The sequence below is a fragment of the Rhodococcus sp. SG20037 genome, assembly GCF_031763325.1.
Taxonomy (GTDB): Bacteria; Actinomycetota; Actinomycetes; order Mycobacteriales; family Mycobacteriaceae; genus Rhodococcus_F; species Rhodococcus_F qingshengii.
On the sequence record NZ_CP134497.1, the window covers coordinates 6,144,540 to 6,156,713 of the forward strand.

A 12,174-nucleotide genomic window follows, 5' to 3' on the forward strand; every position below is an offset into this window, starting at 1 on the left:
TGCTTGTAGCAGGATCTCACAAGATCTGAAATCCGTCCCACCTTCAGGCGATGGCGGCAGCCACTATCCCCGGGCCATGTCCACAAACTTGGACAGGTGAAGCTGGTGCGCCACAGTGATTGTCGCGGTCGGGCCGTTACGGTGCTTACCCAGAATCAGGTCGGCTTCACCGCCACGGGGATCGTCTCGCTCGGTCGCGTCGGGTCGGTACAGCAGAATCACCATGTCGGCGTCCTGCTCGAGTGAACCGGACTCACGAAGGTCGGCGACCTGGGGACGCTTGTCGGTTCGCTGCTCGGGACCACGGTTGAGCTGACAGATCGCGACAACCGGAACTTCGAGCTCCTTCGCCAAAAGCTTTAGGCTACGGGAGAATTCGGAGACTTCCTGCTGACGGGACTCGACCTTTTTACCCGAGCTCATCAGCTGGAGGTAGTCGATGACGATCAGGCGAATGTCGTGTTTCTGCTTGAGCCGCCGCGCTTTTGCGCGAATTTCCATCATGGTGAGGTTGGGGGAGTCGTCGATGAAGAGCGGCGCCTCGCTGATCTCACTCATACGACGCGCGAGCTTGGTCCAGTCGTCGTCGGTCATCTTTCCGGAGCGCATGTCGCCGAGCTTGATCTTTGCCTCTGCGGACAGCAGACGCATGACGATCTCGGTTTTGCTCATTTCCAACGAGAACATGACGCTGGCCATGCCGTGCGTGATGGAGCAGGAACGCAGGAAATCCATTCCGAGCGTGGAATTGTGCGTCGGGACCATCGAATGACCGGCCAGGTACATGTGGTCGGCGTTGTCGACCTCGACGCAGCGAACCGGAACACTCGCAATTGGTCGAACATCGACAATGTAGCGCGATCCGCTGCGCGCAGTGCTTTTACTCGCTCGACGCTCCTTGTGCAGCATCGCTTTCCGCGTAAGACCGAACACTTCGTCATCAGTCGAGAAGGTCAAGGTGAATGCAGTCGACGAAGCCTCGGTGCGACCGTTGACTCGCTTTGTGCTCATTTGGCAGCGATAGCCAAGACTGACCACTAATTCCTGGGCATCGCGGACGAGGCGCTCGTTGGTTACCGAAAACTGAACGGAGCCAACGGCAGTCACAGTTCCATCAGTGTCGAGAAGCCCCGCAAGAACCGCACGACGCTGCGCCTCAGACCCACGGAGATACTGGACAGGGATGTGCTTGTTGCCCAGAACACCGACCGTACGTAGGCGTCCTTGAACCGTGCCGTACTCATTGCGGCACTTCTGGCACAGTCGCAGCCCGATCGAAGGTCCACCACAGTGTGAACAGGTTGGCGCAGGTACAGGGTCAGACGTGAAACGTGCTTTGCCGCCGCATGATTGACCGCACGTTCGCACCTGACTGGTGAACGGCACGAAGCTCTTTCCGCACACAACGCAATCGCGCGGAGCGACGGGATCTTCCGGGGCTAATTTAAGGCTGTAGCGCAAATGCGCCGACTTGGACGGAACTGCAACCAGGCCTTCGGCCTCGATCAACATGATGATCTCGGGATCAGCAGTGGTGAATTGTGCGCAGGCAGTAGAACCGTCACCCAGCCAAGCGCCAAGTGTGTAGGGCGGGACAAGGAGATCCTGCGTTGGTAGGTCGAGCGGCTTGGCATTCACGACAGAGTGATTAACGCGGCCATCCGCCGTTGCGCATCGCACCGTCGATGCGATCTCCGCCGTGGTTCGGACCTCGGCGAATGTCTTTTGATTCTTATAGCGGTTGTAACCTGTCTTGGCGTTCTGCGCTGAACGGCGCGAAGCACGCGTCTCCGTCAACCACTGATGCTGCTCGTCGGCCACCAACACTGTTCCATCGGAAAACTCGACCTCGTAGCAAGGACGGTCAACCATCACGTCGGTAGCGGCAACAACCCGCGTCGGCTTGCCGTGGTTGTCGATCAACAGATCGCCGACAGCAACGTCACCCATCGTGGTCCAGCCACTAGGCGTCGCGAGGGGAGTATCGAGGGCAAGCGCCTTGCCCACACCAGGACGGGCCGCGACGATAATCATCTGACCAGCGTGAAGGCCGTTGGTGATCTCGTCGAGATCCTTGAATCCGGTGGGCACACCGAGGGAAATTCCGCCGCGGCTGGCGATGGAGTCGATCTCGTCCATCGTGGGCTGGAGGAGCTCGGTGAGCGGTACGAAGTCCTCGGTGGTTCGACGCTCGGTGACCTCGAAGATCTCGGCCTGCGCGCGGTCGACAACCTCGGCCACGTCCTGACCCTCGGTGCCGGCGTAGCCGTACTGGACGATGCGAGTACCGGCGTCGACCAGACGACGCAGCACGGACTTCTCGGCCACGATCTCGGCATAGAAGGCGGCGTTGGCGGCTGTGGGCACTGTCTGGGTCAGCGTCACCAGGTAGGCAGCACCACCGATACGGCGGAGCTCACCTCGACGGTCGAGCTCGGCGGAGACCGTCACCGGGTCGGCGGGCTCGCCACGGCTGTAGAGGTCCAGGATCACGTCGTAGACGGACTGGTGGGCGGGCCGGTAGAAGTCACCCGGACGCAGTACCTCGAGGACGTCAGCGATGGCGTCCTTGCTCAGCAGCATGCCGCCGAGCACCGACTGCTCGGCAGTCATGTCCTGAGGTGGCTGGCGTCCGAACTCCTGGTCGGGCTCGGCCTCGGGAGGGCCCGGGTAGTCCGGCCCTGAGAAGTCGGAAGGTCCTCGATCATCTACAACAGCCACAAGCGAGACCTTCCCGTAAAACACTCGACGACACTGCCAGAAACCGCAGCGCCCTCATCATTTGTACCTGCCCCCACCGACATCCCCTAGCCGCATTCGGCCGGGCTGTAGATAGACGCCGAGATGACGTTAGGGACTAGTAGGTCCGCATACAAACCGGACTGTGGATAAACCTGTGGATGCTTTGTGGAAACTCCCGCCCCACGGTGTGCACCGCCTGTGGAGCATTTGGGGACTACTTTGCTTAGTAACTACAAAAGACCAGGTAGATGGCTATCCACAATTTCACAAGCCTGTTGATGAAAATAGTTTTTCCACAGTCGGCGCGTCGGCGTGTCGGGCGTGTTGCCTCGCCCGATTCGTCACTGATCACCAAGTCGAACATCACAGTGTGAGAGTTATCCCCAGGTCCGATTCGGGACGCTGCCAGGCGGCACACCGCACCCCGAAACAAAACGTCGGGCCCCACACACCGAAGTGTGCGGGGCCCGACGAGACGAACAGTCGACTATGCGCCGACGACGTTCAGGTTGAACTTGGCAACCACATCGGGGTGCAGGTTCACGACCACGGCGTGCTTGCCCGTGTTCTTGATGTGAGCCTTCGGCAACACGATGGAGCGCTTGTCGACAACCGGTCCACCGGCAGCCTTGATCGCAGCAGCGACGTCAGCGACGGTAACCGAACCGAAGAGCTTGCCCGAGCCACCGGCGGTCTTGACCGTCAGCGTTACGGACTCGAGGCCCTCGATAGCTGCCTTGAGCTCCTTGGCGTGATCCAGGCCGCGCACAGCGCGCGCTTCCTGTGCACGACGGATGCCCTCGACCTGCTTCTCGGCGCCACGGGTGGCGACGATTGCCAGTCCGCGGGGGAGCAGGTAGTTACGGCCGTAGCCGTCCTTGACCTCCACGGTGTCGCCAGGCGCACCGAGGTTGTCCACGTCAGCGGTGAGGATGAGCTTCATGTTCTTTCCTCCCTTTCCTTAGCGAGCCACGGTGGCGTAAGGCAGCAGTGCTACCTCACGTGAGTTCTTGACGGCAATGGCAACGTCGCGCTGGTGCTGGACGCAATTGCCGGTGACACGGCGAGCACGGATCTTTCCGCGATCGCTGACGTACTTACGAAGCAACGTCGTGTCCTTGTAGTTGATCTGCGTGTTCTTCTCTTTGCAGAAGGTGCAGACCTTCTTCTTCATAACCTTGTCGCGCAAGGGCGGCTTCGGCATGTCTTTGCTCTTTTCTGGATGTTCCTGATCAGGTACGGATCAGAAGGGCGGTTCGTCGCTGCCCGCACCACCGAAGGAGCCCGAAGCCTGAGGCGCACTGCCCCAAGGATCGTCTCCACCCGAAGGTGCAGCGCTCGGACGTCCGCCACCCGATCCGCCGGAGGAACCGCCGAAGTTGCCGCCTCCACCGCCGCCACCACGGTTGGCCTTGTTGACCTTTGCCGTGGCGTACTTCAGTGAAGGACCGATTTCATCGACTTCGAGCTCGACGACAGTTCGCTTTTCGCCCTCGCGAGTTTCGTACGAACGCTGCTTGAGCCGGCCGCTCACGATTACTCGTGAACCACGGGTCAAGCTCTCCGCGACGTTCTCGGCTGCTTCGCGCCAGATGTTGCAACGCATGAACAGCGCATCGCCGTCTTTCCATTCATTGGAATTACGGTCGAAGGTGCGGGGCGTGGAAGCAACCGTGAAGTTTGCAACCGCGGCACCCGCCGGGGTGAAACGAAGTTCAGGATCAGCCGTCAGGTTTCCGATGACGGTGATGATGGTGTCGCCAGCCATGTGGTTCCTCCTGCATTGATGTAAGACCGTTGGGCGCGAGAGTAGAGCTCGCTACCGACAGTAATTACTTGTTGTGGCGCAGAACCTTCGTGCGCAGAACCGACTCGTTCAGACCGAGCTGACGATCGAGCTCAGCGACGGTGGCGGGAGTGGCGTTGATGTCGATCACCGCGTAGATACCTTCAGCATGCTTCAGGATCTCGTAGGCGAGACGACGCTTACCCCAGACATCGACCTTGTCGATCGTGCCGCCGTGCTGGCGCACAACATTGAGGAACGTATCCAGTGAAGGAGCGACAGTGCGCTCGTCCAGGCTGGGGTCAAGGATGACCATCAATTCGTAATGACGCATAAGACCTCATCACCTCCTGTGGACTAAGTGAAAACGGCCACGGACTATCCGTGGCAGGAGGGTCGTTGCGTCAGCAACCCTCGTAGGTTACACGAGGGGCCTTGACCAGGGAAATCGTCCCAGCCCTCCGGGAAGACCGCCAGGTCGATGCGCGACGCGTGGCGCAGACGCATCACCCCGCGAGCCACTGCGCCCCCTAGGGTGAGAATCATGCGAACAGACCGCAAGACCCCGGCGTCGATCCTGGCGTTGGTCGTCGGATTGTGCGGGCTGACGATGGCGCTGGGCTATTTCAACAAGGCCAGATGCGGCGGTGCACCGTTCGCGCCCGACGGCCGAAGCCTGAACTTCGACGTCAACAAGAACATCGACGTCTGCTACTCCGACATTCAGTTGCTCTGGCTCGGACGAGGTATCGATCAGCATCTGTTCCCCTTCGTCACCGGAGGGATAACGCCCGAAGGATTCCTGACCGGCGGAACCGTCGAATACCCGGTGCTCAGCGGAATTCTGATGTGGCTGGGCGGTATCGGCTCACACACCGACACCGATTTCCTTCTGCACTCGGCCCTGATCCTGGCTCCTTTCGGACTGCTCACGGCGTGGATGCTCGGCAAGATGAGCGGCGCGTACGCGCTCGTGTGGTCGGCGACTCCGCCCCTGGTTCTGTACGCATTCCACAACTGGGAGCTCCCGGTGGTGGCCACCAGCGTCGGCGCGATCTTCCTGATGACGTTCGAGCGGATCCCGCTGCGAACTCGCGCGGTTCTGGCGGCCGTCATCCTGGCGATCGGTTTCTGTTTGAAGCTGTACCCGGGAATGTTCGTGCTGCCGCTCATGGCCTACGTGCTTCTACGCGGCACCGAAGGCAAGCGCTACGACGTTCGTGGGGCGCTGATGACGGCGGGCGCGGCGATCGTCACCGTCGTCCTCGTCAACCTGCCGTTCGCCCTCATTTCCTACGAAGGCTGGCGCGCGTCGTTCAGCTTCCAGGAGAAGCGAAGCGCGGACATCACCACCAACTCGGTGTGGTTCTGGGGTTTGCGCCCGTTCTACGGTTTCGGAGTTCGCGAGCTCAACGCCGACTACGACGCACTGGTGAGCATCCTGTCTCCGGTGATGATCCTGTTGTCATTCGCGCTCGCGATGTATCTGGGTTGGCGCCGCTACGTCCGCGACGGCTACTTTCCGTGGATTGCAGTCAGTGCCGCGATGCTGTGCGGATTCGTGTTGCTGCACAAGGTCAATTCACCGCAGTACACACTGTGGATCCTGCCTTTCCTCGTACTGTTCAAGATCCGGTGGTTCTGGATCGTCGCCTATCTGATCGCCGACGCAGCGTTGGGTATCGGCATCTTCCGGTACTTCTACCAACTGGACATGAATCTCGATCCGAGCAAGTACGAAGCCGTCGTCCAGGCGAGCGTGTGGGGCCACGTCATCCTGCTCGCCGTGTTCTTCTTCCTGTTCCTGCGAGTCCCGTTGCGGTATCCGCTTGCCGGTGGGACCGATCCGATTGCCAACTCCGACAACAACCTTCCGACTCACTCACGGGAGCACGCCTGATGACTGCATCATGGTTCGAATCACCGACGCTGACCGGTGATCGTGTCCGACTCGAACCCCTGGGCGTCGCGCACACCGACGCTCTGCTCGCTGCTGCCGACGACCCGGCGATCTTTCGTTGGACCGCATCGCCCATCACCGATCGGGAACAGGCACAGAAGTACATCGCTGCAGCAACCGACGACCCTAATCGGATCGCCTTTGCGCAGGTGAACATCGCGACGAACGCCGTGGTCGGCACTACGTCCATGTACCAGATCGACCCGGTAAACCGCAGTCTTGCAATCGGGTACACGTGGTTGTCGCGATCGGTTCAGGGAACCGGGATCAATCCCGAATCGAAGCTGCTCCTGCTTCGTCACGCCTTCGACCAGCTCGAAGCCGTACGCGTCGAGTGGCACACGGACGAGTTCAACGAACAGTCCAGGGCCGCGATCGAAAAGCTCGGCGCTCAGTTCGAGGGCCTGCTGCGCAAGCACCGACGCCGTGTCGACGGCAGCTGGCGTACAACAGCGCTGTTCGCGATGACCGACGACGATTGGCCGACCATCGCACCTCAGCTCGAGACACGTACCCGAAACTAGCGATCACCTGCACTCTTCGGCCAAGTCCATGCCAAGATTCACCTCATGAGCGATCAGGGTGGGTACGGGTACCAGAGCAATCAGAATTGGCAACCGTCTCCGTACGGGCAGCCCGATCCGTACGGCAGGCGGCCGACGAACACACTCGCGGTGCTCGCCCTCGTCTTCGCGTTCCTCATCGCGCCGTTGGGGATCGTCTTCGGTCACATCGCTCGCGGCCAGATCAAACGGACCGGCGAAGAAGGCGACGGACTCGCCCTTGCCGGACTGATCATCGGCTACATCTTCACCGCACTCGGCATCTTGGCCGTGATCGTGTGGATCGCGTTCTTCGGGCTGCTCGCCGCCGCTTTCGGCAACGCCGCCAATGAAGCGAGTTCGCGGAGTCTCACCTATACGACGCCGTACTCGTACTCCACGACCACGACTCGGGCGCCGAATGCACCCACCACAGCGCCGAAAACGACGACGCCCCCACGCGTCACGACCTCGATCGGACCAGCGCCGACCGTCTCGGGCACCAACCGTCAGGGCTTCATCTCCGGCGGCCCCAGCTGCAACTCCACCAATCCTGCCGTCGCCATCGCCGTCACGACCGGATCACGAATCGTCATCTGCGAAACCGGAGTCGGGCGTTACTACTACAAGGGTCAACGGCTGAGCGACGGCGCCACCATCGAACTCGACGATCCGACGCCCACGGGCAACGGATTCACCGTCACCAACAAGGACGTGACGTACAAGCTCACCTCCGCCGGACTGGTGATCACCGGCAGCGGAGGCGAGCTGGGTCGGGAAGCGGCGCTCGAGTTCTGGATGAACTGAAGCGCGTCAGCCGGCACACGGATCCTGGTAGGGAACACCGGGCAGGTACCGCTCCCATTCGGCTTCCGTGATGGGAGATCCTGCGGTGCGGCACAATCGATCAACGACGCCGTCGGGGTCGATTCCCCACAAGCGAACGGTCTTGTCCGACCCGCTACCCGCGATCATGTCACTCTCGCCGGCGAACTGAGCGTCGTTGACGCGACCCGGGTAGGCGGACAGCGTCGCAAATCGTGTTGACCGCGAGGGAGTCTCGATGTCCCAGAGCCAGACGGTTCCGTCGCCGACACCGGCAGCGAGCCGATCACCGGCGCGGTTGAACGAGATCGAATAGATTGCGCCCTCGGGGCCGACGAGACGAGCGAGTTCCTCGGGTGCCGACGGTGTGCGTACGTCCCACACGGCGACACCGTGATCCGCACTTCCGGCGGCCAACAGCGTTCCGTCGGCGCTGAAAGACACTGCTAATGCGTAGCTTTCGAATCCACCCACCGTCGCGGCCACCCGGGGCGACGCTGCGTTCGACACGTCCCACAGATCCACTTCGTTCTTGGCGTTCGCGATCGCCAAGATGTCGGTACCTGGCTGAAAGGCCATCATCTGCGGGTAGGAGCCGACATCGGTCAACGACAACAGTTTCGGAGCCGACGGGTCGGAAACGTCGACCAACGCAATACTGTTGTCGTCCTGCGAGGACACCGCCAGCAGATCTCCGGCGGGATTCAGCGCGACAACCGCCACGATGCCCTTCACATATACCGCAGGCTCGCCGTAGATACGTGGCGACGCCGGATCACTCAGGTCCCAAAGATATGCACCGCCGCCGCCGGTGCCGCTCACAGCCAGGTTCCCGTCTGCCGACACCGCCGACGCACCGCTGAAAGAGTCGGCCCCTTGCGGTTTCAACTCCGGCATCACCGCGGGGCGATCGAGATCCTCGGTGTTCCACGCCAACATCGCGCCACCCCTGGCACCGACGCCGGCCACCAGACGCGAGCCGTCCGCGGCAAAGGGACTGGTGAAGATCGTGTCCCGAGCTCCCGCCCAGACCGGACCCGGAAGAGCCCACACGCGAGTCACACCGTTGAGTCCCCCGGTGACCAGATTGCGGCCGTCATCGCTGTAGTCGACGGTGGTCACCGCCCCACTGTCCGGAAGTGTTTCGATCAATGCCCCGGTTCGGGGGTCCCACACGCGCACGGAGTTGTCGGAACTTCCTGCGGCAAGACGTGTGCCGTCTTTGCCGTAGTTCAGTTCGTTGACGTAGCTGGAAAATCCCGTCAGTGCCTGCAGGGGAGAGGGGCGCGCCGGATCGCTCATGTCCCACCGAACCACCTCCCTGCCAGTGGTTCCCGCCGCGAGCTCACGTCCGTCCGGGCTGAAGGCAACGCCGAGGTAGTGGACGGTGGTGCCGTTGGGCTCGGTCGCGAAGATCGGCGCCGATTCCTCACCCCACTTCGCGACGTCCCACACGCGCAGAGTCGCTTGACGCCCGCCCGCCACGAGGAAACGTCCGTCGGGGCTGAACGTCGCGGTGACAATGCCGTCAGCTGGATGCGGAAGAGCAGGCAAAGCAACGGCATTCGTGGAGGTGTCGATGTTCCATCGCAGGACGTCGGGCGTCGAGGTACCGGCGACCAGCTTGGTTCCGTCTGGGCTGAACTCCATGTCCTGCACTACGCGTTCACCGTCGACGGGAAGTGTTCCACGGACCGGATTCTTCGGGTCCGACACATCCCAGAGTGCAGCGCCGCCGGCACCACCGGTCGCAAGGAGCCGTCCGTCCGGGCTGTAGGCGACGGCAAAGAGGGCCGTGCCCTCCGAGACTCCGAGGAACTCCGCCTGCGGAACGGCTGAGGCAACACCGTCCACCATCGGATAAAGCCTGACCTTCCCGTCCGAACCACCCACCGCCACAACAGTTCCAGCTGGGTTGATCCGGGCCTTCATCGCGCCGGGCGGTCCGATGATGCGAGTAGCCGAATGAACGCCCGACGCATCCAGCAATGCCGAGCGGGCTTCGGTTGTTTCGTTGACCGCAAATGCCGCCAGAGCAAGCTGCGACGCCAGCGACGGATCCCGCTCGCGCATCCTGATCGACTCGGTGGCCACCTGACGCGACATCGCCTCGTCTCGCGCGGTATCTGCTTGGACACGTTGACGATTGGCTCCGATACCGGCGACGGTCGCAACCACCGCCAACACCAGAGCGATCACCGACGCGGCTGCCAACGCAGTCACGAGCCGTCGTAGCACGCGTGTACGTCGGCGATCGGCAAATTCCTGCTGATCACGATGCTCGATGCTCGCGGCGAGGTACTCCCGCTCGGTGGCATTGAGGTCGGCGGCGCGGGTCCGACTCGGTTCCAGTGGGAGCCCGAGTTCGCCCGAACGCAGCCATTCTTCCGTCAGATGAAGACGTGCGGGTCCGAGCAGCGCGCCGGGGTCGCGTCCACTGTCTTCCCACACCTGCGCCGCGTAGGTGAACCTGCGATGCACCGCCAGACCGGCGCGGTCCGAGTCGATCCAATCGCGAAGCCGACTCCACGCGGACAGCAAGACCTCGTGCGAAACCTCGACGGTCTCCTCGTCGACGGTGAGAAGGCGGCGTAAGGCGAACCGGTCGATGACGGTATTCACGTCGTCGACGTCGTCACCGAGGAAGAGTTCGGTGCGCGGTGCCCGCCGACGCGTCTGCGTCACTTCGTCGACGTTGACCAACCGGAGGAAGATCCTGCGCGCCAACTGCTGCTGCCGCTCTGTGAGCTCGCCGTACACTTCCTCCGCGCTTTGCTGGACGGCTCCGGCAATCCCGTCGGTGGCGTAGTAATCCGAGACGGTCAGCGTCTTACGCGTCGACCGTTGCCAGGTCCCCAGCAGTGCGTGCGACAACAATGGCAAAGCTCCGGGGTCGCTGGCCGTGCGCGAGCCGCGTGGTGTCAGCTCGGAGACCAGAACCTGAACCAACTCGCTCTGCACGGTCATCCCGGCCTTGACCGCCGGCTCGACGATCACTTCGCGCAACTGCTCTTCGGTCAGCGGCCCGACCACCATCGGCGAGTCGTCGAGCAGTGGCACCAAAAGCGGTTCCTTCGCCGCGAGCCCGTAGAAGTCGGCACGCATGCCGATGACGACAATGGTGTTCTCACCGAGTTCCGCGAGAGTCTGCAGTATTTCCTCGCGACGATCACCGTCGCACTGCGTCCACAGTTCCTCGAACTGATCGAGCATCAAGACTGTTGGTTCGTCGGAAATCGACGACGGGATTCCTCCCGTACCCGGCTGCCGGATTTCCACCCGCCAGCCGTCGAACCGTGGATCGTCTCCAGCGATCTTGGGGGCGAGCCCGGCCCGCAGCAACGACGACTTACCCGAGCCGGAAGCACCGATCACCATGAACTGACGGCGACGTTCACCCTGTATCGCCGACGCCACCCGTTCCGCCAAATTGGCAGTGAGTTCGTCTCGACCGAAGAACCACTCGGCGTCCTCCTGCCGGAACGACTCGAGACCTCGATACGGAACGGTGGCGTCGCCGCGTCGTCTGGCCGTCAGCTGTCTCACTCGTTGCACCGCACTGATCCAGCGCTCCCGCTCATCCTCGGAATCGACGCCGCAGGCCTCGAGGAGCGCGAAAAACATCGGGGTACTCGCCGGCGTCGGCAGGTGTTGGCCGGCAAACCATCCGCTGACGGTTCCGTGCAAACCACCCGAACGCTCGACGGCTTCGCGGACCGTCAGTCCGGCTGCGTTCCGCAGTGCAGTGAGCGTCTCAGCAAACTGCCCACGCGACTCGATCCGGGCGGGATCGACCTGATTGTGCGTACCGGCTTCCGCCTTCGAGTTCATAGCGACGCACTCTATCGGAGCAGGTAGGGGATTTGTCCGTTGTATGGACTCTGTATCGAGAGAGTTGCACCCGTTCCACTGAGACACCTCGATCGAAATACTCGTCTCAGTCGGACCCCGAGCCAGCAGCCCTTCTGCAAATACGGCAGTCGACGCCCATCCCCTCCGTCGAAAGGCGCTACTCGCATGTCTTCAATCGGCATTTCTCCGAAGATCGAGGCAAACGTGTCCCGAGTCGGCAACCCCAAGCACGGCAAGCACAAGCCGAAGCTGAGCGTCCGCGAGATCGAAGTACTTCTTGCCTGGCTACGTTCGGATTCCAAGTCCGAGGTCGCCGAGACGCTCGGCCTACGCGTCTGCACCGTCAACACACACATCACTCGGATCCGCACGAAGTACAGCGACGTCGGGCGGCCGGCTCCCACGAAGGCAGCATTGTTTGCCCGCGCGGTCCAGGACGGGTACACCACCCTCGACGAGTGGTGACC

General features: G+C 62.1%; 10 protein-coding genes. 4 read left to right on the forward strand and 6 right to left on the reverse strand.

Annotation, left to right across the window (positions count from 1 at the left end):
* Nucleotides 1–63: 63 nt before the first annotated feature.
* The 5 genes from dnaB to rpsF form a co-directional block, all read right to left on the reverse strand.
* Nucleotides 64–2,721: a replicative DNA helicase gene (gene dnaB / locus RHP72_RS28415; protein WP_311094126.1), complete on the reverse strand. Its 2,658-nt coding sequence runs from the start codon at nt 2,719–2,721 to the stop codon at nt 64–66.
* Nucleotides 2,722–3,229: 508 nt separating this feature from the next.
* Nucleotides 3,230–3,685 carry a 50S ribosomal protein L9 gene (gene rplI, locus RHP72_RS28420; protein ID WP_007735531.1) on the reverse strand — a complete coding sequence of 152 codons (456 nt, stop codon included), beginning with the start codon at nt 3,683–3,685 and terminating at the stop codon, nt 3,230–3,232.
* 18 nt (nt 3,686–3,703) lie between these two features.
* Entirely contained in the window at nt 3,704–3,946 is a 243-nt protein-coding gene (rpsR, locus tag RHP72_RS28425) for a 30S ribosomal protein S18 (RefSeq protein ID WP_003941245.1), read from the reverse strand.
* A 39-nt stretch (nt 3,947–3,985) separates the two neighbouring features.
* A complete protein-coding gene (locus tag RHP72_RS28430; RefSeq protein ID WP_003941248.1) occupies nt 3,986–4,510 on the reverse strand; it encodes a single-stranded DNA-binding protein in 525 nt (174 codons plus the stop codon).
* Between the two features lie 64 nt (nt 4,511–4,574).
* Nucleotides 4,575–4,862 (reverse strand): 30S ribosomal protein S6, encoded by a 288-nt coding sequence (gene rpsF, locus RHP72_RS28435; RefSeq protein WP_003941237.1) that lies wholly within the window; start codon nt 4,860–4,862, stop codon nt 4,575–4,577.
* A gap of 210 nt (nt 4,863–5,072) precedes the next feature.
* Between rpsF and RHP72_RS28440 the strand changes: the two genes are divergently transcribed.
* Genes RHP72_RS28440 through RHP72_RS28450 form a run of 3 tightly spaced genes read left to right on the forward strand, consistent with a single transcriptional unit; the run spans nt 5,073 to nt 7,837 of the window.
* Complete coding sequence (locus RHP72_RS28440; protein ID WP_193594740.1) at nt 5,073–6,428, forward strand: glycosyltransferase family 87 protein; 1,356 nt, start codon at nt 5,073–5,075, stop codon at nt 6,426–6,428.
* Nucleotides 6,428–7,012: a GNAT family protein gene (locus tag RHP72_RS28445; protein WP_311094127.1), complete on the forward strand. Its 585-nt coding sequence runs from the start codon at nt 6,428–6,430 to the stop codon at nt 7,010–7,012. Before RHP72_RS28440 ends, RHP72_RS28445 begins: the two co-directional genes overlap by 1 nt.
* A gap of 45 nt (nt 7,013–7,057) precedes the next feature.
* Nucleotides 7,058–7,837 (forward strand): DUF4190 domain-containing protein, encoded by a 780-nt coding sequence (locus RHP72_RS28450; protein ID WP_311094128.1) that lies wholly within the window; start codon nt 7,058–7,060, stop codon nt 7,835–7,837.
* 6 nt (nt 7,838–7,843) lie between these two features.
* On the opposite strand, the gene RHP72_RS28455 is transcribed toward RHP72_RS28450, so the two are convergent.
* The gene (locus RHP72_RS28455; protein WP_311094129.1) at nt 7,844–11,686 is read right to left on the reverse strand and encodes a helix-turn-helix domain-containing protein; all 3,843 of its coding nucleotides are present in this window, start codon (nt 11,684–11,686) and stop codon (nt 7,844–7,846) included.
* A gap of 186 nt (nt 11,687–11,872) precedes the next feature.
* Between RHP72_RS28455 and RHP72_RS28460 the strand changes: the two genes are divergently transcribed.
* The gene (locus tag RHP72_RS28460; RefSeq protein WP_003941253.1) at nt 11,873–12,172 is read left to right on the forward strand and encodes a LuxR C-terminal-related transcriptional regulator; all 300 of its coding nucleotides are present in this window, start codon (nt 11,873–11,875) and stop codon (nt 12,170–12,172) included.
* Nucleotides 12,173–12,174 lie beyond the last annotated feature (2 nt).